This window comes from Hydrogenophaga laconesensis (assembly GCF_031457235.1).
Taxonomy (GTDB): domain Bacteria; phylum Pseudomonadota; class Gammaproteobacteria; order Burkholderiales; family Burkholderiaceae_C; genus Hydrogenophaga; species Hydrogenophaga laconesensis.
Genome location: NZ_JAVDWE010000007.1, coordinates 25,706 through 48,356, shown reverse-complemented (window position 1 = coordinate 48,356; position 22,651 = coordinate 25,706). Strand labels below are relative to the sequence as shown.

General features: G+C 68.3%; 16 protein-coding genes. 4 read left to right on the top strand and 12 right to left on the bottom strand.

Features of this window, described 5'->3' with window-relative positions; genetic code table 11:
- Nucleotides 1–49: 49 nt before the first annotated feature.
- Nucleotides 50–1,168 (top strand): ABC transporter ATP-binding protein, encoded by a 1,119-nt coding sequence (locus J2X09_RS13510; protein ID WP_204734128.1) that lies wholly within the window; start codon nucleotides 50–52, stop codon nucleotides 1,166–1,168.
- Here J2X09_RS13510 and J2X09_RS13505 read toward each other — a convergent pair whose 3' ends face one another.
- The 3 genes from J2X09_RS13505 to J2X09_RS13495 all read right to left on the bottom strand — a co-directional run bounded on the left by J2X09_RS13505 (nucleotide 1,169) and on the right by J2X09_RS13495 (nucleotide 3,587).
- Nucleotides 1,169–2,578, bottom strand: coding sequence for a PepSY-associated TM helix domain-containing protein (locus J2X09_RS13505; protein WP_204734129.1), 1,410 nt, complete (start codon nucleotides 2,576–2,578; stop codon nucleotides 1,169–1,171).
- 7 nt (nucleotides 2,579–2,585) lie between these two features.
- On the bottom strand, nucleotides 2,586–3,077 hold the full coding sequence (locus tag J2X09_RS13500; protein WP_204734130.1) for a copper chaperone PCu(A)C: 492 nt from the start codon (nucleotides 3,075–3,077) through the stop codon (nucleotides 2,586–2,588).
- A gap of 114 nt (nucleotides 3,078–3,191) precedes the next feature.
- Nucleotides 3,192–3,587 carry a DUF2946 family protein gene (locus J2X09_RS13495; protein ID WP_204734131.1) on the bottom strand — a complete coding sequence of 132 codons (396 nt, stop codon included), beginning with the start codon at nucleotides 3,585–3,587 and terminating at the stop codon, nucleotides 3,192–3,194.
- Between the two features lie 102 nt (nucleotides 3,588–3,689).
- On the opposite strand from J2X09_RS13495, the gene J2X09_RS13490 reads away from it, so the two are divergent.
- Nucleotides 3,690–4,334: a glutathione S-transferase gene (locus tag J2X09_RS13490; RefSeq protein ID WP_204734132.1), complete on the top strand. Its 645-nt coding sequence runs from the start codon at nucleotides 3,690–3,692 to the stop codon at nucleotides 4,332–4,334.
- A gap of 59 nt (nucleotides 4,335–4,393) precedes the next feature.
- On the opposite strand, the gene J2X09_RS13485 is transcribed toward J2X09_RS13490, so the two are convergent.
- Nucleotides 4,394–6,505, bottom strand: coding sequence for a TonB-dependent receptor family protein (locus tag J2X09_RS13485; RefSeq protein ID WP_310308511.1), 2,112 nt, complete (start codon nucleotides 6,503–6,505; stop codon nucleotides 4,394–4,396).
- A gap of 100 nt (nucleotides 6,506–6,605) precedes the next feature.
- Entirely contained in the window at nucleotides 6,606–8,744 is a 2,139-nt protein-coding gene (locus J2X09_RS13480) for a PQQ-dependent dehydrogenase, methanol/ethanol family (protein ID WP_204734134.1), read from the bottom strand.
- 250 nt (nucleotides 8,745–8,994) lie between these two features.
- On the opposite strand from J2X09_RS13480, the gene J2X09_RS13475 reads away from it, so the two are divergent.
- Nucleotides 8,995–10,245, top strand: a complete 1,251-nt coding sequence (locus tag J2X09_RS13475) for a helix-turn-helix domain-containing protein (protein ID WP_204734135.1) — start codon at nucleotides 8,995–8,997, stop codon at nucleotides 10,243–10,245.
- Here J2X09_RS13475 and J2X09_RS13470 read toward each other — a convergent pair.
- The 6 genes from J2X09_RS13470 to J2X09_RS13445 are packed head-to-tail and all read right to left on the bottom strand — an operon-like array spanning nucleotide 10,242 to nucleotide 14,799.
- Complete coding sequence (locus J2X09_RS13470; RefSeq protein WP_204734136.1) at nucleotides 10,242–10,979, bottom strand: lysophospholipid acyltransferase family protein; 738 nt, start codon at nucleotides 10,977–10,979, stop codon at nucleotides 10,242–10,244. The genes J2X09_RS13475 and J2X09_RS13470 overlap by 4 nt on opposite strands.
- Nucleotides 10,976–12,310, bottom strand: a complete 1,335-nt coding sequence (locus tag J2X09_RS13465; RefSeq protein ID WP_204734137.1) for a dihydroorotase — start codon at nucleotides 12,308–12,310, stop codon at nucleotides 10,976–10,978. Before J2X09_RS13465 ends, J2X09_RS13470 begins: the two co-directional genes overlap by 4 nt.
- Nucleotides 12,307–13,266, bottom strand: coding sequence for an aspartate carbamoyltransferase catalytic subunit (locus J2X09_RS13460; protein ID WP_374726505.1), 960 nt, complete (start codon nucleotides 13,264–13,266; stop codon nucleotides 12,307–12,309). Before J2X09_RS13460 ends, J2X09_RS13465 begins: the two co-directional genes overlap by 4 nt.
- Nucleotides 13,267–13,268: 2 nt before the next feature.
- Nucleotides 13,269–13,787, bottom strand: coding sequence for a bifunctional pyr operon transcriptional regulator/uracil phosphoribosyltransferase PyrR (gene pyrR / locus J2X09_RS13455; protein ID WP_204734138.1), 519 nt, complete (start codon nucleotides 13,785–13,787; stop codon nucleotides 13,269–13,271).
- Nucleotides 13,787–14,215, bottom strand: coding sequence for a Holliday junction resolvase RuvX (gene ruvX, locus J2X09_RS13450; RefSeq protein ID WP_204734139.1), 429 nt, complete (start codon nucleotides 14,213–14,215; stop codon nucleotides 13,787–13,789). The genes pyrR and ruvX overlap by 1 nt, the downstream gene beginning before the upstream one ends.
- Nucleotides 14,212–14,799 (bottom strand): YqgE/AlgH family protein, encoded by a 588-nt coding sequence (locus J2X09_RS13445; protein ID WP_204734140.1) that lies wholly within the window; start codon nucleotides 14,797–14,799, stop codon nucleotides 14,212–14,214. The genes ruvX and J2X09_RS13445 overlap by 4 nt, the downstream gene beginning before the upstream one ends.
- Nucleotides 14,800–14,862: 63 nt before the next feature.
- Between J2X09_RS13445 and J2X09_RS13440 the strand changes: the two genes are divergently transcribed.
- Nucleotides 14,863–16,404: a cryptochrome/photolyase family protein gene (locus tag J2X09_RS13440; protein ID WP_204734141.1), complete on the top strand. Its 1,542-nt coding sequence runs from the start codon at nucleotides 14,863–14,865 to the stop codon at nucleotides 16,402–16,404.
- Between the two features lie 279 nt (nucleotides 16,405–16,683).
- Here J2X09_RS13440 and J2X09_RS13435 read toward each other — a convergent pair whose 3' ends face one another.
- The gene (locus J2X09_RS13435) at nucleotides 16,684–22,650 is read right to left on the bottom strand and encodes a hybrid sensor histidine kinase/response regulator (protein ID WP_204735839.1); all 5,967 of its coding nucleotides are present in this window, start codon (nucleotides 22,648–22,650) and stop codon (nucleotides 16,684–16,686) included.
- Nucleotide 22,651 lies beyond the last annotated feature (1 nt).

Here is a 22,651-nt window from a genome sequence, read left to right as displayed (position 1 = left end):
GACCCGCGCAACACAAATGAGAATTGTAGTTATCTAGAATGAGTGCCTTATGTTCCTGAACGTCTCTCAGCTCGATGTGCGTTACGCAGGCCTCGGCCACCCGGCGGTGGACGGCGTTTCCCTGGGCCTGCGTGCCGGTGACATCGGTGTGCTCATCGGCCCGTCGGGCTGCGGCAAGACGACCCTGCTGCGCGCGGTCGCCGGCCTGGAGCGCGCCAGCGCGGGCAGCATCACGCTCGACGGCGAGACCGTGAGCGATGGCACGCGGCACATGCCGGCCGAACGGCGGCGCATCGGCATGGTGTTCCAGGACTACGCGCTCTTCCCGCACCTGGACGTGGGCCGCAACGTCGCCTTCGGCATCGACCGCCTGCCGCGCGCCGAGCGCGAAACGCGCGTGGCAGAGGTGCTGCGCCTGGTCGGGCTCGACGGCATGCAGTCGCGCTTCCCGCACGAACTTTCGGGTGGCCAGCAGCAGCGCGTGGCCCTGGCCCGCGCGCTGGCACCCCGCCCGCGCCTGCTGCTGCTGGACGAACCCTTCTCCAACCTCGACGTCGACCTGCGCGAGCGCCTGGCCCATGAGGTGCGCGGCATCCTGAAGGCCGCGGGCGCCACCGCGCTCTTCGTCACGCACGACCAGCTCGAGGCGTTCGCCATCGGGGACGTGATCGGGGTGATGCACGAAGGTCGCCTGCACCAGTGGGAAGACGCCTATGCGCTCTACCACCGCCCGGCCACGCGCTTCGTGGCGGAATTCATCGGCCACGGCGTGTTCGCGCCGGCGCAGATCCAGATGGTGGGCAACCAGGTGTCGGTGCAGACACCGCTGGGACCGCTGCGGGACGTCGAGGAATGCCCGCTGCCTTCGGCCTACGAAGCCGGCCTGTGCGACGTGCTGCTGCGCGCAGACGACATCGTGCACGACGACGACGCGCCGGTGAAGGCCCAGATCCTGCGCAAGGCGTTCCGGGGTTCGGAGTTTCTCTACACCCTTCGCCTGGCCAGTGGCGAGGTGCTGATGACGCACGTGCCCTCGCACCACAACCACGCCGTGGGCGAGTGGATCGGCATCCGCGCCGAGGTCGATCACGTGGTCACCTTCGAGCGCGGCTCGGGCGCGGGTGCACCGCCTGCGGCCGCCGTGCCACGGGCCGCACCCGCAGCCTGATCAGCCCAGCGCCGCCTTGAAGGCGGGTAGCCGCGAGACCACCAGCCAGTCCAGCAGCAGCACGCCCAGGAGCACCGCACCGGTCAGCGGGAAGGCCAACGCCAGCACGCACATCACCCACGCGCCACCCTTCCACAGCGGCCGGTTGCGCGGCAGGGGCGGTGCCACGAGGCGCCAGCTGCCGCTGGGGCGGCGCTTCCACCACATCACGATGCCGCTGAGGCACAGGAACACGATGGCGGCGCAGAACAGCAGGTTGAGCCACGCGTTCCACAGACCCAGGTCACCCTGATGCAGCGCGATGCCCACCGCCATGGCCTTGGCCAGCAGCGGGTAGTCGGCAAACGCGGCCTCGGCCAGCACGCGGCCGGTGTAGCGGTCCACGTGCACGGTGCGGTCCTGCGTGGGGTTGCCCAGGTCGCCGCTCATGGTGTCGGCCGAAAGGGTGAACACCCCGGTGTCGCCCTGCGGCAGCTGGATATGGTGCTGACCGGTGAAGCCGAGCCGCGTGGCGAGCGCGGCCACGGTGTCGATGTTCACCGGCTGGCCCGCCGGTACACCCACCGCACCCGCGCCAGAACCCGACGTCGGCAGCGACGTCTGCTCCAGCCCCCAGGGCACTTCGTGCTGGCCCTTCGTATTCAGCGAGGCGTGCGTCAGGTCCGACTGCGGCACGGCGTCCCACTTGGCGGCGGGGAAGGTGCCCCAAGGTTGCACGAACTTCGCCCCCCAGACACCCGTCCAGGACAGGCCGGTGAGCAGGAACGCCAGCAGCACGGCGCTGAGCCAGAAGCCGGCGCTGGCGTGCAGCGAACGCCACCACGGCCGCCCCCTCAGGCGCAGGTCCGGCAGCAGAACCGAAGCCCAGCGCGTGGCACCGCGCGGCCACCAGAGGTACAAGCCCGTCACGATCATCACGATGGCGAAACCTGCCGCGATCTCGATCAGGCGATCACCCACATCGCCCAGCAGCAAAGTGCCGTGGATCTTTTCCGCCCATGCAAACCAGGTGTTGTCCTTGTCCACCAGCTGCAGCACCGAGCCCGTGTACGGGTCGACGGCCACCGCCTCGTTGACGCCGTCGCGCATCACCACGAACCAGCTCGCGCGGTCGGGTGTGGCGGGGGCGATGTATTCGCGCAGCGCGGCCTGCGAGCGCAGCTCGAGCACGGCCTGCGCCTGTGCGCTCACCGGCAATGGCGCATGCGGCGCCACGTTCACCGTCACCACGGGACCCAGGCGCGTCTGGAAACCGGTGAAGAACACCATGACCAGCCCGGTGAGGGCCAGCATGAGCAGAAAGGGCACGACGTAGAGGCCGGCATAGAAGTGCCAGCGCCAGGCGACGGCGTGGAATGAGGACGGCTTCGTCCCCGCGCCCATGGCGGGCGCGCGTTCAACGGCTGCCATGGCCGCCTCAGTGCTTGTGCTTGCTGTGGTCTTCCGCCGGTGCGGCGGGCGCGGCCGAGCCCGCACTACCGAGCGCGCGCACAGCGGCCTTGACTTCCAGCGTGCTGCGCTGGCCGTCCTTGCCTTCGAACACGAGCGTCACGGGCACGACGTCACCGGCTTTCACCTGGCCTTTGAGGTCCATCAGCATGACGTGGTAGCCACCGGGTTTGAGCTCGACGGTCCGGCCGGCGGGCAGCGCCAGGCCCTTGACCTCGCGCATGCGCATGACGTCCTTGTCCAGCGCCATTTCATGGATCTGGGCGATGCCTGCCACAGGAGAGCGGACTTCAACCACACGGACATCGGCCTTGGCGGTGAGTTGCATGAAGGCGCCGGTGGCTTTCTGTTGAGCGACGGTGGCACGCACCCAGGCGTCCTTCACGTCGACAGAAGCGGGCGCTTGCGCCCAGGCGCTGGCGGACAGGGCCAGCAGGGAGGAGATGAGCAGGGTTTTCATGGAAACGTCCATTGAAAAAGGCATTGATCGGAAACCGGTTGCCGGGACAGCCATCTGGCGGCGCGGCAAGACACGAAAAGGCGTGGAGCGCACAGGAGGCGCACCGGAGGGCGATCAAACCTGCGGCGGGGCGCGCGACTGCGAGGCGGGCCAGAACGCCGCCGCCGGGACGGGCGGCTCGGGCGCAGGTGGTTGCCCGGCGCGGGGCGCCAGGGCCAGGGCTTGCAACGGTGCGGGCGGCAGGCCTGCGGTGCCGTGCAGGTTGAAGAGGGGGCAATGGCGGGGCGCATCGGCCAGCGACTTTTCGCCGCTCTCGCCCGCACCATGGACGGCACCACCGTCGTCGATCTGCACCCAGACCATGCCGCTGGCGCTGCAGACCTGCACCCAGTCGGGGCCGCCCTTGGAGGCGACGATCGCGTGCGCGACCGCAGGCGCGAACGCGCCGAAGACCATGGCGAGCATGGTCAGCCAGGCGGCAAGGCGGCGGGTGGCGCGGGTGAAGGGCATGGGGCGCGAGTTTATCAGCGGGGCGGTGCGTCAACTGCGGGACGCCCGGATGACCGGGCCCGCGACTAGGATGGGCGTCACAACCCACAACAGGAGACACACATGCTGACACTTTGCGGCTTTGCGGCCAGCAATTACTACAACAAGGTCAAGCTCGCCCTGCTCGAAAAAGGCGTGGCGTTCGACGAGGAGCTGGCCTGGGTCGGCGAGACTGACAAGGCCTGCAGCCCGTTGGGCAAGGTGCCTTACCTCAAGACGGACAAGGGGGCGCTGTCCGAGTCGACCGTGATTCTGGAGTACATCGAGGATGCATTTCCTGCGCGTCCGCTGTTCCCGAAGGATCCGTTCGAGGCGGCGAAGGTGCGCGAGCTGGTGCGCTACATCGAGCTGCACCTGGAACTGGTGGCGCGCAATCTGTACCCGGAAGCGTTCTTCGGTGGCAAGGTGAGCGATTCGGCGAAGGAGAAGATCGGGCAGCAGCTGGAGAAGAACGTGGCGGCGTTCACGAAGCTGACGAAGTACTCGCCGTTCATTGCGGGCGAGCAGTTCACGCTGGCGGACTGCGCGGCAGCGGTGCATCTGCCGCTGGTGGCCAGCGCGACCAGGATCATCTATGGCCGTGATTTCCTGGCCGACACGCCGGCCCGGGACTACCTGAAGAAGCTGGGCGAGCGGCCAGCGGTGCAGAAGGTGAACGCGGACCGGAAGTCGAACACCGAGGTGATGTTGAGTCGTTCGAAGGGCTGAGTTTTTGCACTGGCCTGACGCGAGGTCAACGCACGAAACGCAGCGACCTCAAACCACCCTCAGGGAAACCGCCGCACCAGTTCCACCCCCACGTACACCGACCGCCCCGCCCCCGGCTCGAAGAACCGGTTGTTCCCTTCGTTGACGATCACCGAGCCCGCATACGCGCGGTCGGTGACGTTGTCGATGCGCACGAATTCGCGCCACGTCCAGTCGCCACGCGCCTGCTCGAAGCGCACACCGAGGTTGAACACCGTGCTCGCGGCCGTGAAGTCCGTGTTGCGGTCGTTCACCGCCATGCGCCCGGTGTGCAGCGCCTCCACCGTGAACACGCTGTTGGCCCAGCCCGGTTCCCATGCCACCTGCAGATACGCCTGCTGCTTCGCCAGGCCCGGCAGGCGGTTGCCTGCGGCCACAGGCACGTTCGGCGCTGCGCACGGTGTGGACACGCAAGTGAGGAACCCGTCGCGGTAGGTGGCGTCCATCCAGGTGAACGCGGGCGTTACCGTGAACGGCCCCCACTGCATCACACCGGCCAGCTCGAACCCGTGGCGGCGCGTGCGGCCCGCGTTCTGGAACGTGGAACGCCCGCCGGTGTTGGACAGCACGACGATCTCATCCTTCGTGCGGGTCTCGAACAGCGTGGCGCTCCAGTTGCCCCAGCCCTGGCGGCCGCGCAGCCCCGCTTCGGCGCTCAGGCTGCGCGAGGCGTTGAGCGACGGGTTGAGGCCGGTGAGGCCCGAGGCACGGTACGCCACCTCGTTGAGCGTGGGCGTCTCCAGGCCGCGCCCCACGCTGGCGAAGGCCTGCAACTGCGGTGTGATCTCGCGGCGGACGCCCAGCACCGGGCTGAAGCCGTCGTACCGCACCGCCCCGCTGTCGTCCGGGTTGCCGGCGGCGACGTAGCGGTCGGCCGAGCTGAAGCGCACACGCGAATGGCGCAGCCCGGCCGTGAGCGTGGTCGAGGGCGTGCGCCATTCGGCCTGCACATAGGGATCGAAGGTGCTGGCGCGGTTGGTCTCGTCGCGGCGCAACCGGCCCTGAACGCCCAGCGCGGTGCCGATGAAGTTTTCGTAACCCCGGCGGTCCTCGGTCTGGCGGTCCGATGCGATGCCGGCGGCCAGCAGCAGGCGCCCACTGTCGTAGGTGCGGTCGAGCCGCCAGCGGGCGTTCCAGCCCCAGTAGTCGCGGTCCAGGTCGATCACGCCACCCGCGCTGCCGGGCGGCGTCTGCGCGCCGACGGGAATGGCCTGGAACTGGCGCACCGCCCGCTGGCCGCCATAGCCCATGAGTTCGAGGCGGTGACCTTGCCCGAGCGCGTGCTCCCAGGCCAGGCCTGCCTGTGTCTGCGACACGCTCTTGCGCGTGTTGAATTGCGTGGCCGCGGCGGTGGTCTGCTCGGGGCTGGCGTCGAACTCGGCGCGTGTGAGGCCGAGCGGGTCGAGCGCCTGGCTGCTCTGGCGGTTGACCACCAGCACGGTGCGGCCGCCGTCGTGCGCGCGACTGAGCTTGAGGTTGCCCGTGCTGCGCGATGCGGCCGACTGCGGGCGTTCACCGTCGGTGGCGAACTTGCTCGCGTCGAGCGTGTAGGACCAGCCTGGCTGGTCGCCGCTGCCGGTCTGGCCGCTGAGCTGGGTGGACAGGCGCCACAGGCCGTGCGAGCCTGCTGCCACACCGGTGCGCCACTCGGTGGGGCGTTGCCCGTCCTGGGTGTAGAGCGCGATCACGCCACCGGCGGACGCACCATACAGCGCGGAGAACGGCCCGCGAATGATCTCGATGCGGTCGGCGCTGCCGATGGGGAAGTTGGCGGCCTGGCCCTGCCCGTCGGGCGCGCTGGCCGGGATACCGTCCACATAGAGGCGCACACCGCGAACGCCGAAGGGCGCGCGGGCGCCATAACCGCGCATGGAGATCTGCAGGTCCTGCGCGTAGTTCTGCCGGTTGCGCACCACCAGGCCGGGCACGCGGCCCAGGCCCTCGGAGAGGTTGATCTGCAGCTGGCCGGCGCGCATCTCCTCGCCGTCGACCACCTCCACCGAACCCGGCGCGAGCCAGCGCTGCTGCCAGGCCGATCCGCCGGTGATCACCACCGGTGCGAGGGCACCGGCGGTGTCGTTGTCCGACTGGGCCAGCGCAGGCCACGCAAGACAGGCTGCTGCGCCACACAACAGCCAGCCAACAGCAACCGGGCCAGCCGCCGGGCCGCCCCAAGCCAGGCCCAGCCCCCACGGGGGGCAGCGACCCGCAAAGCGGCAGAGTGTGTGGGCACTACTGTTTCGGCCGAATGGCATCGGCCGTGCCCTGGATGAATGCTTTGATTTTCTGGACATCGTCGGGTGTGAGTTTTCCGGTGAAGTCCGGCATTCCGCGTGCCTGGGCCGGGCCAGCGAACACAAACTTGTCCAGATTCTCGATGAAAGCGCTGTCCATGTAACCCAGGTTGGGAATGTTGCCGCCCCGGTCCACACCCGGCACGCCATGGCAGAACACGCAATTGCTCACGTACAGCGCGGTGCCCGCCGGCACATGGGCAGGGTCGTACTTCACGCCGGCCACGAGCTTGCCGAGCTGGACATTCACGAAGGCCGGTGGCTGTGCCTTGCCGCCGATGGCAAAGGTGTAGACCGTGCCCGGGCCCTGGCGGTCGGTGGCGCGCTGCGCCAGACCGTACACACCGCCCCAGCCGACCGCGATCGACACGTATTGTTTGCCGTCAACCAGGTAGGTGGAAGGTGCAGCGATCACACCCGTGCCGGTGGGCGTTTCCCACAGCTTCTCGCCGCTGGTGGCGTTGTAGGCGATGAAGCGCCCGTCCGCCGTGCCCTGGAACACCAGGTTGCCTGCGGTGGTGAGCGTGCCGCCGTTCCAGGGCGAGATCTGCTCCTGCGTCCAGCGTGCTTTCTGCTGCACCGGGTCCCAGGCCACGAGGCGGCCGAAGGGTTTGCTGGTGGGCGGCTCCACGTTGGCGAAGGTGGCAAGGTTCCAGCCCATGTTGGCGTGCGGCTCGCCAGGCCGGTCGGCGTTGAACTTCCAGTCCTTGTTGTCCATGAGCGTGAGCGGCACGCTCTGCACCGGCATGTAGACCAGGCCCGTGGCAGGGTTGTAGGACATGGAATGCCAGTTGCGCGCGCCGAAAGCGCTGGGAATGATCTCGCGTGGACGGTCGGCTGTGCGGGCGATGGCGGTCTCGATCGGCCGGCCGTTCTTGTCGTAGCCGGTGGCCCAGTTCACGTCGACGAAGTTCTTCGCCGAGATGAACTTGCCATTGGTGCGGTCGATCACGAAGAAGAACCCGTTCTTGGGTGCATGCAGGATGACCTTGCGCGGCTTGTTGTCGATCTTGATGTCGGCCAGGATCATCGGCTGCGTGGAGGTGAAGTCCCAGTTGTCGCCCGGCGTCTGCTGGTAGTGCCAGACGTACTTTCCGGTGTCCGGATTGAGCGCAACGATCGAGGCGAGGTACAGGTTGTCACCGCCGGCCGGGCTGCGCTTGCTGCGTGCCCAGGGCGAGCCGTTGCCGGTACCGATGTACATCAGGTTGAGCTCGGGGTCGAAGGTCATGGTGTCCCATGCCGTGCCACCGCCACCGGCCTCCCACCACTTGCCGGCCGGGTCCCAGGTCTTGGCGGCCTTCGCCATGGACTCGTCCTCGAACGGCTTGCTCGGGTCGCCCGGCACCGTGAACCAGCGCCATTTCTGGTCGCCGGTCTTCGCGTCGTACGCGGTGATGTAGCCGCGCACGCCGTACTCGGCACCACCGTTGCCGATGATCACCTTGCCTTTGAAGACACGCGGTGCGCCGGTGATGGTGTAGCTGAACTTGCGGTCGATGATGGTGTCCTTCGACCACACCTGCTCACCCGTGGCCGCGTCGATCGCGATCAGGCGGCCGTCGTAGGAGGCCACGAACACCCTGCCCTCGTGCAGCGCCACACCGCGGTTGACCACGTCGCAGCAGCCTTTGTAGCCACCCTCGCGCGGCACCTTGGGGTCGAAGGTCCACAGGCGCTTGCCCGTGCGAACGTCGACCGCGTGCACAACGCTCCATGAGGCGGTGACGTACATGATGCCGTCGACCACCAGCGGCGTGGCCTCCACGCCGCGTGTGGACTCCAGGTTGTACGACCAGACCAGGCCCAGGTCCTTCACGTTCTCTGTGGTGATCTGGTTCAGCTTCGAATGGCGCGTCTCGGCATAGTCCAGCCCGTAGCTGGGCCAGTCCGGTGTCTTGCCGACGTTGGCCTTCATGAACGTGGCGTTCACCTTGCCGACGGCGGCCCGGATGTGTTCCTGCGAACCCTTGATGGGGGCCTGCGTCTGCGCAAAAGCCGCACCGCAGAACGCCAGTGCGGTAAACAGACAGGCGGCCGCGCGGCACCTGGCTAAAGCAAGTGGTGTCGGTTTCATCGTGTCTCCTTGTGCTGCCTGCGGCGCGCAGGCCTGTTGTGGGGCGAACCTGGGCGCGTCATGCACGACCCGGCCCGGAAATCTTCTGCTTCCCGCTGACCGGCTTCACCCTCGGGATTTCCCTGAACCCGATGTGTTCCGGCGTGGAACACATCGACACCGGTGGCCGGGCGGGCAAGGGCTTACCCGCATGCCGCGCCCGGCCGAGGCGCCGGATACTGACCGTGGAGACGCTCAGCAGGACAAGAACATGCCCCACACCACGAACGGGCAGGCGGGCACGCCGCGCCAGCTCTTTTTCCAGACCGCCGAACAGCGCACCGCGCTGGCGCGCCAGCGCTTCTTCGACGAGGGCGCCCGCCCTTCAGGCCTGGTGGGCGAGGCGGTGATCCAGTCCTGGCTGCGCTGCGCCAAGGCGCACCAGCAACCCACCGACATGGTGAGCTTCGAGCAGGTCACGCGCAGCCGGGCGCATGCCAGTCTCAATCGCAACCGGCAATTGCTGCAGGCGGGCAACCTGGAGCTCAACAACATGGAGGCCGCACTGGCCGGCACCGACTGCCGCGTGCTGCTGACCGACGCGCAGGGCGTGATCATCCACGCGACCCAGCTGCCCGCCAGCAGCCAGCACCCCCTGCTCAAGACCGCCTCGCGCGTGGGCGTGAACCTCACAGAGGGACAGGTGGGCACCAACGCACCAGGCATCGTGGTTCGCACCGGTGAGGCCTGCACCGTCACGGGCGCCGAGCACTTTTTCCAGTGCCTGCAGACCCTGCATTGCGCTGCCGCGCCGATCCGCGACATCCATGGGCAGCTGGCCGGCGTGCTGGACGTGTCCATCGAAGCCGGTCGCTTTCACTTCGACGCCGCCGCCGTGGTGGGCATGTACGCCACCACCATCGAGAACCGGCTGCTGCAGCTGCAGTCCGTCGAACACCTTGTGCTGCACTTCCAGGCCAGCCCCACCCTGCTGGGCACCCCCATGGAAGCCCTGGCGGGCATCGACACCAGTGGGCGCGTGCTCTGGCTCAACGGCGTGGGCCGCCGGCTCACCGGTTGCCGCATGGAACACCGCCACCTGGTGGACGAGGTGTTCGGTACGCCCCTGGAGCGCCTGCTCGCCCTGCCCCGCCAGCCGCAGGCGCAGACCTTGCGCCTGCCCAATGGGCTGGGCGTGTGGATCCAGGGCACGCTGACCGCGAACGATGGCGCAGATTTCAAGCATGCGGTGGCGGTGTCGCAACCCGCGCCGTGCGCCAGCGAGCCAATGCCAGCGACCAAGGATCCCGTCGACAGCGAGGCCGGGGCTCCCGCCGCCGCGCAGGACGAGACCGACACCCACGCCACCCTGCTCGACCACAAGCAGCGCCTGATCGAATCCACACTGGCCGCCTGTGGCGGCAACATTGCAAAGGCGGCGCGGGCGCTCGGCGTCTCGCGCGGCATGCTGTACCGGCGGTTGCAGAAGGCGGAAACGCCCGCGCCGTCGGGCACCCCCTAGCGGCGCAGCAGCCGTTCGACCTCGGCGCGCAGGTCGTTGGCCCATTCGCGGCGGTCGCGCCCCCCGGCGAGTTGTGGCTCGCCATAGCGCACCACGGCCCGCAGGCCATCGGCACTGAGCGTGGTCCAGATCGAACCGAGCAAGGTGGTGTCTCCGACGAAGATGGGCGCCGGGTGCGGTGCACCGGTGTCGCGCTGCACGAAGCGCAGTGCGATGGGCAGCACCGGCGCGCGGGCTGCGATCGCGGCCTGCAGCAAGTTGGCATGGAACGGCAGCAGGGCCTTGCCATCGCCCGTGGTGCCTTCGGGAAACACGGTGAGGATGTCACCGAGTTCGAGTCGCTCGGCCATGTGGTGCACCATGCGCATCGCCGCGCGCCGGTTGCCACGCTCCAGGTAGAGCGTGCCCGCCCCCGTGATGAGCGAGCCCAGCAGCGGCCAGCGCTCGGCATCGGCCTTGGAGACAAAGCGACTCGGCCGCGCCCCGTTCATGACGAGAATGTCCAGCCAGGACATGTGGTTCGCCACCTGCAGCAGCGGCCCGTGCTCGGGCGGCGCACCCTCCACCACGAGCTCCACCCCCATGATGACCAGCATGCGGCGGGTCCACTCGCGCACCACCAGCTCGGTCTGTGGCGGGGTGAGGCGACCGAACTCGGTGCGAATGGTCCACAGCCCGCGCACCACGTGTGCGGTGGCCCGCAGAACACGCCAGAGCGCGCGCAGTGCTTTCACGCGTGCGCGGCCCGCTCGCTGTCGGATCGCTGATAGGCGACCTGTCCGCCCACCAGCGTGGCGCGCACGCGCACCGGCAGTTCATGGCCGCCGAAGGGTGTGTGCTTGCCCTGGCTGCGCAGCGTTTCGGGTTGCACTGTCCAGCTGGCAGCGGGATCGAAGATACAGAGGTCGGCCACGCCGCCCACCGCGAGGCTGCCCACGCTGGCCTGCAAGGTGCCCAGGCTCGCGCCCAGCACCGCCTGCGGGCCATGTGTGAGCACGGCCAGCGCCTGCATCAGACCCAGGCCGTCCTGCTGCGCCCAGGTGCAGGCCAGGCCGAGCAGCAGCTCGACGGCGGTGGCGCCCGGTTCGGCCTCGGCGAAGGGCAGCGTCTTGGCGTCGCTGTCCACCGGGTTGTGGTCGGACACCAGCGCGTCGATGGTGCCGTCGGCCAGGCCCGCGCGCAGCGCGTCGCGATCGCGTTGCTGGCGCACCGGTGGCTGCAATCGCAGGCGGCTGTCGTAGAAACCGATGTCCACATCCGTCAGATGCAGGTTGTGCACGCTCACATCACAGCTGAGCGGCAGGCCTTCTTCCTTGGCCTGCCGCACCAGCGCCAGGCCGGCCGCGCTGCTGATGCGGCAGAGGTGCACGCGCGCGTTCGAGCCGCTGCTCTTGAGGCCGCGCATCAGCTCGAACAGCGTGTGCAGCGCGATGGTCTCGGCGGCGGCAGGAATGCCGGCCAGGCCCAGGCGTGTGGCCAGCGGGCCGCTGGCGGCCACACCTTTGCCGAGCCAGAAATCCTGCGGGCGCAGCCACACGGTGTAGCCGAACGTGGCGGCGTACTGCAGCGCGCGCTGCAGCACCTGCACGTTGACGATGGGCACCTCGGCCTGGCCAAAACCGATGCAGCCGGATTCGGTCAGCTCAGCCATCTCGGTCAGCACCTCGCCCTGCAGTCCCCGCGTGAGCGCACCCAGAGGAAACACGCGCGCCAGGTGCAACTTCTCGGCGCGGAACTTGAGCATGTCCACCAGGCCAGGTTCGTCGAGCACGGGGTCGGTATCGGGCGGACAGACCAGCGAGGTCACGCCACCGGCCACGGCCGCCGCCATCTCGCTCTCGAGCATGGCCGCATGCTCCTGACCAGGCTCGCGCAGGCGCACGGCCAGGTCCACCAGCCCGGGGGCCACCACGCAGCCGGTGGCGTCGATGGTGCGGCTGGCGTGGAAGTCGGGCGCCACATTGCCGATGGCGATGATGCGGCCCGCTGCGATCGCAACGTCTGCGATTTCGTCGCGGCCACTGGCGGGGTCCATCACCCGGCCGTTCTGAATCAGGATCTTCATGCTTCGTTCCCTGCGACGATGCCCATGACCGCCATGCGCACCGCGATGCCATACGTGACCTGCGGGAGGATCACGCTCTGCGGACCATCCACCACGGCCGAGTCGATCTCCACGCCCCGGTTGATCGGGCCCGGGTGCATCACGATCGCGTCGTCCTTCGCCCAGCGCAGGCGCTCCGGCGTCAGACCGAAGCTCTTGAAGTACTCCTGGCTGGAGGGCAGCAGCGCGCCGCTCATGCGCTCGTTCTGCAGCCGCAACGTGATCACCACGTCGCAGTCCTTGATGCCCTCTTCCAGCGTGTGGCACACGCGAACACCCATGTGCGAGAGGTCGCTCGGCACCAGCGTGCGCGGGCCGACCACGCGCACGTCGGGGCAGCCCAGTGTGGTGAGGGCGTGGATGTCGGAGCGCGCCACGCGCGAGTGCAGCACGTCACCCACGATGGCCACCGAGAGCTGGGTGAAGTCCTTCTTGTAGTGCCGGATCGTGTACATGTCGAGCAGGCCCTGCGTCGGGTGTGCGTGGCGCCCGTCGCCGGCGTTGACCACATGCACATGCGGCGCCACGTGCTGCGAGATGAGGTAGGGTGCGCCCGATTCGCTGTGCCGCACGACGAAGATGTCGGCCGCCATCGCACTGAGGTTGGCAATGGTGTCCAGCAGCGACTCGCCCTTGGCGGTGGAGCTGCGCGCGATGTCGAGGTTGATCACGTCGGCGCTGAGGCGCGTGGCCGCGATCTCGAAGGTGGTGCGGGTGCGCGTGCTGTTTTCAAAGAACAGGTTGAACACGCTCTTGCCACGCAGCAACGGCACCTTCTTCACGTCGCGGCTGCTCACGCTCACGAAGTTGGCGGCGGTGTCGAGGATTTGCGTGAGGATCTCGCGGGACAGGCCCTCGGTCGAGAGCAGGTGGATGAGCTCGCCGTTCTTGTTGAGCTGGGGGTTTCTGCGTTGCACGGTCAGGCTTCCTTGGTTTCCAGCACAAAGCTCAGGCGGCCGCTGTCATCGCACGCGAGCTCGAGCGAGCGGTCAGCAGGCAGCTCCAGACGCGCGGCGCAGACATTGGCCTCGATGGGCAGTTCGCGTCCACCACGGTCCACCAGCACCGCCAGGCGCACGCTGGCCGGGCGGCCGTAGTCGAACAGTTCATTGATCACGGCGCGCAGCGTGCGGCCCGTGTAGAGCACGTCGTCGATCAGCAGCACGTGCGCGCCATCGACGTCGAAAGGCAGAACGGTCTGTGCGCTGGACGCCAGGCCACGCTGCGCAAAATCGTCGCGGTGCATGCTCGACGAGATCACGCCCGCGCGACCGCTCAGGCCCAGGTCGCGCTGCAGCCGTTCGGCCAGCCACGCACCGCCGGAGGTGATGCCAGCCAGCATCACGGGGGCTGGCGAAGCCGCCAGCAGCTGTTTCACCCCGCGGGCCAACTCCGTGTAGAGCGCCTCGGCATCGGGCGATGGGGGAGACGAAGACATCAAGGCAGGCTCCTCAAGAATTGTTCCAGGATGATGCAGGCCGATACGGCATCGGCGTCCTTCGCCCCCAGGCTGTGGGCTTCGGTGGTGCTGTAGCGCTCGTCCACTTCGAAGACCGGCAACCCGTGCCGGCCGCGCAGCTGCCGCGCGAACTTCAGCGCGCGGGTGGTGTTCTCGTGAGGCGCGCCGTCGGGGTGGCGCGGCACACCCACCACCAGGGCATCCGGCTGCCACTCCTTCAGGCGCTGCGCGATCTGGGCGAATCGGGCGTCGCCCTCGGCAGCGATGGTGGGCTGCGGTGTGGCACTGCGCGTGAGCCGGTTGCCGGTGGCCACGCCGGTGCGCTTGAGGCCGTAGTCGAACGCCAGGAACACCTGGCAATGCGCCGGGACTTCAAGGGTCGTGGGCGCCGGCGTGTTCACGGTCATGCGTGACCTGCGTCGGGCGAGAGCATCCACGGCTGCAGGCCCAGCAGGCCCATGGCGCGCTCGTAGCGCTCGGCCACCGGCGCGTCGAAGATCAGGTTCGGGTCCGCTTCCACGGTCAGCCAGCTGTTCTCGGTGATCTCGGATTCGAGCTGGCCCTGGCCCCACGAGGCATAGCCCAGCGACACGAACACGCGGCGCGGGCCCGCACCCGAGGCCATGGCCTCAAGCACGTCCTTGGACGTGGTCATCTCAAGCCCACCGGGAATCGAGAGCGTGGATGCATAGACCGACTCGCCCTCGCCCGACACAGCCTCGTGCAGCACGAAGCCGCGCTCCGTCTGCACTGGGCCACCCTGGAACACCGGCAGGCCGACGAGGTCGTCTCGGCCCATGGGCAGGTCGACCTTCTCGAACAGGCGGGGCAGAAGAATGTCGCTGGGCTTGTTGATCACCAGACCGAGCGCACCGCGCTCGCTGTGTTCACACATGAACACCACACTGCGGGAAAAAAGCTCGTCGCTGAGGCCGGGCATCGCAATCAGGAAATGATTGGTCAGGTTGATGGGGGCAAAATCAGCAGACATGACGCGATTTTAAGCCGCCTACCCTGCCGGCCACCCCGGCAGGGGCAACACCCGCTCTGGCCCATGAACAACTACGACAAAGGTCTGATGTGGTTCCGCCGCGACCTGCGCACGGACGACAACGCCGCGCTGTACCACGCGCTCAAGGTCTGCCGCCAGGTGTGGTGCGTGTTCGTGTTCGACACCGACATCCTCGACGACCTGCTCGAGCGCGGCCTGCGTGCCGACCGGAGGGTCGAGTTCATCCGCGAGTCGCTGGTGGAGCTGGATGAACGGCTCCGCGAGCTGGGACGCGGGCACCGGGTGGAGCGGGCGGGCCTCATCGTGTTGCATGGGTCCGCCGCGCAGGCCATTCCGGAGCTCGCGCAACGGCTGGGCGTGCAGGCGGTGTTTGCCAACCACGACGACGAGCCCGCCGCACTGGCGCGCGATGCCCGGGTGTTCGGCGACCTGGCGCATGCCGGCATCCTGCTGCACAGCCACAAAGACCACGTGATCTTCGAACGGCGGGAAGTGCTCACGCAGGCGGGCCACGCCTTTGGCGTGTTCACGCCGTACAAGAACGCCTGGCTCAAGGCGCTCACGCCCTTCCACCTCAAGGCCTATCCGGTCGAACGCTATGCGGCCACGCTGGCGGCCGTGCCCGCAGAGCACGCGGCGCCTGTTCCTTCGCTGCCGTCCCTGGGTTTCGAGTCCACCAACCTCGCGCAGCTGGCCATGCCCACGGGCGCCAGCGGTGCGCAGCAGCTGTTCGAGGACTTCGTCGACCGCATCGACCGCTACGAGGACGCCCGCAACTTTCCCGCAGTGAAGGGACCGAGCTACCTCAGTGCGCACCTGCGCTTCGGCACGATCTCGATCCGGCGCATCGCCTCCGTGGCCTACCAGATGCACCTGCAAGGCATGCAGGGCGCGAGCACCTGGCTCTCGGAACTGGTCTGGCGCGACTTCTACCACCAGGTGCTGGCGAATTTTCCCCATGTGGTGGACAAGGCCTTCAAGCCGGAATACGACGCCATCAGGTTCGAACACAACAAGCACGCCAGGGAACAGTTCGCCGCCTGGTGCGAAGGCCGCACCGGCTACCCGCTGGTCGACGCCGCGATGGCACAGATCAACCAGACCGGCTACATGCACAACCGGTTGCGCATGGTGGTCGCCAGCTTTCTCGTGAAAGACCTGGGGCTGCACTGGCAGTGGGGCGAACGCTACTTCGCCGACCACCTGATCGACTTCGACCTCGCCGCGAACAACGGAGGCTGGCAGTGGGCCAGCTCCAGCGGCTGCGATGCGCAGCCGTGGTTCCGCATCTTCAACCCGGTCACGCAGAGCGAGAAGTTCGATCCAGCCGGCAAGTTCATCCGCAAGTACCTGCCGCAACTCGCCGGCTTGCCGGACGCGGTCATCCACGCCCCCTGGAAGGCCAATGAGATCGAGCTGGCCGCAGCGGGACTGGTGTTGGGAGAGAACTACCCGCATCCGATCGTGGACCATGCGGTGGCCCGCGAACGCACGTTGCTGCGCTACGCGGTGGTGAAGCAGCCGGGGAAGATTGCGCCCCCACGCTCCACCGCTGCGCGGGTCGCTGCCCCCCGAGGGGGCTGAGCCCGCCTTGGGACGGCCCGGCGGCTGGCTCCGCGCCCCCACGCTCCACCGCTGCGCGGGTCGCTGCCCCCCGAGGGGGCTGAGCCCGCCTTGGGACGGCCCGGCGGCTGGCTCCGCGCCCCCACGCTCCACCGCTGCGCGGGTCGCTGCCCCCCGAGGGGGCTGAGCCCGCCTTGGGACGGCCCGGCGGCTGGCTCCGCGCCCCCGCGCTCCACCGCTGCGCGGGTCGCTGCCCCCCGAGGGGGCTGAGCCCTCCCTGGGGCGGCCCGGCCAGAGCGATCAGGCCTCGGTATCGGCCTTGGCGTAGTGGCCGATCAGGGCCAGCAGCTCGTCTTCCGAATACGGCTTGCCGAGGTAGTGGTCCACGCCGAGTTCGCGCGCATGTTCGCGGTGTTTCTCCGCGATGCGCGAGGTGATCATGATGACGGGCAGGTCGGACAGGCGCACATCGCTGCGGATGTTGCGCACCAGATCGAAGCCGTCCATCCGCGGCATCTCGATGTCGGACAACACCACGGTCGGCCGCTCGGTCTGCAGCTTCTCGAGCGCCTGGAGCCCATCGGCAGCCAGCGTCACGCGGTAACCCTCGCGCTGCAGCAGGCGCTGCGTCACACGGCGCACGGTGATGGAGTCGTCAACCACCAGCACCAGCGGCACCGTGCTCACTTCCATCGCGGTGGCCACGATCTCGTCGCCGGCACCCGCGGGCGCCGTGCCTGTGCGCTGCTGGCTCGCCACCCAGCCGGCCACCTGGTCACCGTACACGGTGGCCAGCGCCACCGGGTTGTAGATCAGTGCCACCGCCCCGGAGGCCAGCACCGACATGCCCGCCAGGCCCGGCAAGCGCGAAAGCTGTGTTCCGAGGTTCTTGACGACGACTTCCTGGTTGCCCAGCACTTCGTCCACGTGCATCGCCACACGTTGCGCCGCGCTTCGGAAAATCACCACCTGCTGCGTGCGGCCCTGCGCCTCGGTCGAATGGGGTGAGGACTGGAGCAAGGCACCGGCCCAGTAGAACGGCACGTCTTCACCAGCCACATTGAGGTGGCCGCTGGCATAGGCCTTGGCCAGCTCATCGCTGTTCAGGCGGCGGACCACTTCGACCAGGTTGGACGGCACGCCCACGGTGAGCGAACCCGCGCGCAGCATCACCACCTGCGTGACGGCGGTGGTCAGCGGCAGCACCAGCTTGAAGCTGCTGCCCTTGCCCTTCTCGGTGGCCGTTTCGATGCGGCCGCCGAGCGCCACCACATCGCTGCGCACGACATCCATGCCGATGCCACGTCCAGCCAGCTCGGACACCTCGCGGGCCGTGCTCAGACCGGGTTCGAACACGAGCTGGGCAGCTTCCTCGTCGCTCAATTGCGCGTCGGAGGGGATGAGACCCTGCGCCATGGCCTTCTCACGCAGCCGCACCAGGTCGATGCCGGCGCCGTCGTCTGTGAACACCAGCGACACGTCGTTGAGTTCGTGACCCAGCACGATCTCGATCTGGCCTTCCGATGCCTTGCCAGCCTGCTGGCGCTTCTCGGGGGCTTCGATGCCGTGCACCACGCTGTTGCGCAGCAGGTGTTCGAACGCACCGGTCATGCGGTCGAGCACGCCACGGTCCATTTCGATGTTGCCGCCGGTGATGTCCAGTCGCACCTGCTTGCCGGTTTCCTTGGACGCCTGCCGCACCACGCGGTACAGGCGCTCGGAGATGCCTTCGAATTCCACCATGCGCGTGCGCAGCAGGTCACGCTGCAGCTCGCGCGTCTGGCGCGCCTGGGCCACGAGGCTGTCCTCGGTGGCTTCCACCGCGCGTTGCAGGTTGCGCTGCACGGTCGCCACGTCGTTGACGGACTCGGCCATCATGCGGGTGAGTTCCTGCACACGGGTGAAGCGGTCGAACTCCAGCGGATCGAACGACTGGTCGGCATCGCGCGCCTGCGCCAGGCGCGATTGCATCTGGGTCTCGGCCTGCAGTTCGATGTCGCGCAGCTGGCCGCGCAGGCGGTCCAGATTGCCGGTGAGGTCCTTGAGCGAGCCGCGCAAGGCGACGAGCTCGGACTCCATGCGGGAGCGCGTGATCATCACTTCGCCGGTCTGGTTGACCAGGCGGTCCAGCAGCTCGGGGCGCACCCGGACGGCCGCACCCGCACGGGTCTGCAGCACCGTGGGCGCTTGCGGCAGCGCGATGCCCGTCAGCCCGCCTTCGCCAGCCGGGGCAGCGCCTTCTGCTGCCGCGCTGCTGGCAACTGGTGCGGGTTCTGGCACGGGTTCGGCGGCCCGTGGCACGGGCACGGGCTGCACGATCTCCACGATCTGGGCATCGGCATTGCGCAGTTGCTCGAAGCGCGCGCTGATGGCGTCGAACGCGGTCTGCAAAGGCTCCAGATCGGCACCACGCTGGAGGTCGGAGCCCAGCCGCTCGGCCGTGGTTTCCATGCGGTGCGCCATTTCACCCAGGCGCAGCGCGCCGGCCAGGCGAGCACTGCCCTTGAGGGTGTGCAGGTTGCGCAGCACCTCGGCACGGGCGCTGGCGTTGTCGGGGCGTGCGACCCATTGACGCAGCGCACCATCCAGCTGGGGGATGAGTTCCTGCGCTTCTTCCGCAAAAATCGGAAAGAGATCGACGTCGATCGTGTCGGTGACGTCGATGTCGTCGTCGATGTCCTGCACGCCTTCATGCAAGCGGTCGCCGGCGGTGGCATGGGGTGCGGTGAAGGTGGTGCCGTGACTGACATCGGGCGCCTCGAAGCCGGTCAGCGGCAGCACAGGAGCCTCTTCGACGTGCGGGGGCACCTCTTCCGCGACGGGCTCGGCCACCGGTGCGGGTTCGGGTTGCGGGTCGTGCACGACGTGGTACAGCGCGTCCATCAGACCGGCGTTCGGCTCCTTGAGGAAACCTGCGGCGAACTGATGCAGCAGACGGCGGATGTCGTCCGATGCGTCAACGAACAGTTGCGCCTGCTCGGCCAAAGCCGGAACGCCCGAGCGCTGATGCAGGCCGACCGATTCGATCGCGTGCTCCAGCGCCCGCGCAATGTCGGACAGCGGCTGGAACCCGACCGTGGCAGAACTGCCCGCCAGCGAATGCGCCAGTGCCTCTGCTTGCTCGGGGACGGGTTCGTGGCGCTCCAGCGCCCATTCGGTCAACACCGTGTTCAGGCGGCGGGACCATTCGTCTGCCTCGTTGAGGTAGACGTTGTAGAGCTTGAGCGCAATGCGCAGCGGACCGATGACCTTGGTCTGCTCATCGGGCATGGGCTCAGGTTCGGGTTCGGGCAGAACCAGCGGTTCGACCGACTGCACCACCTCCAGAGCCACACGGTCGATCGGAGGAAGTTCTTCGGCGGCCTCGGCCACCGGCTCTTCGATGATCGGTGCTCCTGCCGCAGTTTCGACCGCATCGGGCACATCCATCGCGTCGACACTGTGGGCAGCGGCCGGCTCGGCCACCACCTCCGGCTGCGCGGCAGGTTCGATCGGCTCGGGGTTCTCCTGGGAGGCAGAAGAGAAAGCCGCCAGGCTGCCGAAATCGATATCCGCCAGAAGGGGCTCGGTCGACAAGGGTTGAGCCAGGGAGGCCGGTACGGCGGGGGGATCCACCGGCTCGGAAGAGTCGGCCGGCACGGCGTTCGCCGACGCGGCTGCGGCGGCGGCCACCGCATCCAGGTCGAGATCGAACGACAGATCCGCAGGGACCTCGGGCGCGGCTTCCTGGGCATCGGCCGGAACGAACACCGTGGCTTCGGGCAAGGGCGCAGGCGCACTGGCTTCGGCCGGTGGCAACGCCAGGGGCAGGTACTGACCATGGTCGCGCAAGGCCTCGGCACTGACCCTGAAGGGTTGCGAGCGCCAGGGCACCGCACGACGCGCGGAGATGTCGTCCACCCAACGCCCGAATTCCTTCATGGCTTCGCCCGACAGCGTGAGCAGCGGCGGGCTGGCGGGGCGCTGCTCGGCCAGCACGGTGTTGAGCAGTTGCTCCATCGCCCAGGCGGCTTCGCCGAACTCGTCCAGGCCGACCATGCGCGAACTGCCCTTGAGGGTGTGGAACGCGCGGCGCAGGGTGGTGAGGTGCTCGAGGTCGCTGGGTTGCCCCTGCAGGTGCGACACGGCCTCCAGGCCGTTGGCCACCACCTCCCGCGCCTCTTCAAGGAAGATGTCGAGCAGGTCGTCTTCGTCGCTGTCGGCTTCGCCGGAGGCTTCGGCGTCCGGCACATGCGCAGTGCTGGAAGACTCGGACAGACCCACGAGCGCCTGTGCGCCCGCCGCGGCGTTGTCGTTGACCACCGCCTCGGCCGCCTCGCGAGCGGCACGCGCCACACCCGACTGCTCGGCCAGGGAGGCCTGGTCGGCCAGGGAGTCGAGTTGTTCGCTCAGGTCGACCAGGCTCAGTCCACCTTGCACGCCATCGACCACACGTTGCACACCTTCGCTGATGGCCTGTGCTTCATCGCGCGCGGGCTGGCGCAGCGCGCTGGCGCCCAGCGACCGGCCCATGAGCGGCAGCAGCTCGCCTTTCTCCTCGTCGAACACGAAGAGCTTCTTGGCAAGTGCAGGCTGGTAGTTGAGCATGTCCACGAGGAAGCTCATGGCACTGAGGTTGTTGCCCAGTTGCTGGAACGTGCCGGCCTCGCGCGCCTGCACCTCGTCCACCTCGGTGTCCAGGATCTGCTCCACCGTGTTGCGCATGCGGACCACGGTGTGCACCGCCTGGTCCAGACCCAGCACCGACAGCACACCGCGCATCTGGGCCAGCTGGGACACCGCGACGTGCAGGCCTGCCTTTTCCTGAGGGGAGCGGAAGAACTGGTCGAGCGATTTCTCGACCTCGCCCAGTGAAGCCTTGAGCTCGCCGACCACGCTGCCCATGGTCTGCCGGTCGCTCACGCGCCGGTACAGGTGTTCCATCCAGGGGTCCAGTGGTTGCGCGGGACGCCCAGCGAGCACGTTCTCCAGTCGCTCGGCCAGCGCCTGCGTGCGCTCGGTCAGTTCGGGTGCGTTCGGATCGAAGTCCTCGAAGGCGGCTTCGAGGTACAGCGTGGTCGTGGCCACTTCCATCGCCAGTTCGGGGCGCACGTTGCCGGCTTCCTGCACCGCCTGGTCGGCGGCCTTCACCAGCGCCTGCGCCAGCACGGTGCTGGCCGGATGCAGCTTGAGCAACGAGTCACCGATCAGGCTGAACTGGTCCGCCACCTGGCGCACCCGGCTGGTATCTCCACCGGAGTAGAGCGACCAGATTTCCTTGGCCGCATGGATGCGCTTGCGCGCCTGTGCCAGCACCGCCGGGTCGTAGCGGCCCAGCGTGGCCTGGTTGTAATCGACCGGCGTCACGCCACCAAGGCCGAAGGCCTCGCGCACGGCCGCGAGATGCGGCGTGGTGCCGGCAGAAACCGACACCGGCTGGGCGCAGAAAAAGAGCAGGTCGTGCAGCAGCGTCTCGGACACCTGGGCCTTGCCCTGCGTGAGGTTGACGAACTGCAGCAGGATGCGCGAGGTCGCGCGTTTGACGTAGACGTCGGGCGGCAGGAGGCGCTGCGCCACGGCCTCGAAGTAACCGGCCGACACGCGCCAGAACGTGCGGGAACGGGCGTCGGCGGCGCCAGCGGACAAACCGGCGCTGAGCTTGGCGAGCTGCTGGGCGGCCGCGACGCTCTGTGTCTTGACGACCAGCAGCACCAGGCGATCGAACAGTGAGCGCACCGGCGCACCGGACTCCAGCGGCGCGATGTCGGCGGGAGCTCCCACCTCCTTGCCACGGTGCTCGAAAGGCCACAGATCGGCGGGGTGCACGCGCTCGGCCGCCGCCAGCTCCTGCACGTCGCGGTATTGCGCAAACAAGGCCACCGGCTGCACCGGCTTGTTGTTGAGAACGGCCTCCAGGTACTCGACCATCGCGAAGCTGGCGCGCTCCACCTTGCCTGCGGCTTCCTCTGTGCAGGTGTTCGGCCGCTGCACGAAACGCTGGACGGCCGCCTCCATGGCACGCAGCACCTGGGCGGGCGCACCGAGGCCCACCATTTCCAGCGCACCCACGGCCTGGTGCAGTTGCTGGCGGGCCAGGCGCAAGGAGCCGGGGTCAACCGCTTCGAGGTCGTTGTTGCGAGACAGTTCGGTCTCGCGAACGAAGCGCTTGATCGCCTTGTTGGCGCCGTCGAGCGACTTGCGCAGTTCCTCGAAAACCCAGGCCAGGGGGCCCAGGTCGGCGACCGGCGCATCCGCATGAAGGTCGGTGTCGATGGCTGAGTCGAGCATG

Bases quoted from the DNA above. Each gene is read 5' to 3' on its own strand.
- J2X09_RS13510 (WP_204734128.1), top strand. From the start codon at position 50: ATGTTCCTGAACGTCTCTCAGCTCGATGTGCGTTACGCAGGCCTCGGC.
- J2X09_RS13505 (WP_204734129.1), bottom strand. From the start codon at position 2,578: ATGGCAGCCGTTGAACGCGCGCCCGCCATGGGCGCGGGGACGAAGCCG.
- J2X09_RS13500 (WP_204734130.1), bottom strand. From the start codon at position 3,077: ATGAAAACCCTGCTCATCTCCTCCCTGCTGGCCCTGTCCGCCAGCGCC.
- J2X09_RS13495 (WP_204734131.1), bottom strand. From the start codon at position 3,587: ATGCCCTTCACCCGCGCCACCCGCCGCCTTGCCGCCTGGCTGACCATG.
- J2X09_RS13490 (WP_204734132.1), top strand. From the start codon at position 3,690: ATGCTGACACTTTGCGGCTTTGCGGCCAGCAATTACTACAACAAGGTC.
- J2X09_RS13480 (WP_204734134.1), bottom strand. From the start codon at position 8,744: ATGAAACCGACACCACTTGCTTTAGCCAGGTGCCGCGCGGCCGCCTGT.
- J2X09_RS13475 (WP_204734135.1), top strand. From the start codon at position 8,995: ATGCCCCACACCACGAACGGGCAGGCGGGCACGCCGCGCCAGCTCTTT.
- J2X09_RS13465 (WP_204734137.1), bottom strand. From the start codon at position 12,310: ATGAAGATCCTGATTCAGAACGGCCGGGTGATGGACCCCGCCAGTGGC.
- pyrR (WP_204734138.1), bottom strand. From the start codon at position 13,787: ATGTCTTCGTCTCCCCCATCGCCCGATGCCGAGGCGCTCTACACGGAG.
- ruvX (WP_204734139.1), bottom strand. From the start codon at position 14,215: ATGACCGTGAACACGCCGGCGCCCACGACCCTTGAAGTCCCGGCGCAT.
- J2X09_RS13445 (WP_204734140.1), bottom strand. From the start codon at position 14,799: ATGTCTGCTGATTTTGCCCCCATCAACCTGACCAATCATTTCCTGATT.
- J2X09_RS13440 (WP_204734141.1), top strand. From the start codon at position 14,863: ATGAACAACTACGACAAAGGTCTGATGTGGTTCCGCCGCGACCTGCGC.
- J2X09_RS13435 (WP_204735839.1), bottom strand. From the start codon at position 22,650: ATGCTCGACTCAGCCATCGACACCGACCTTCATGCGGATGCGCCGGTC.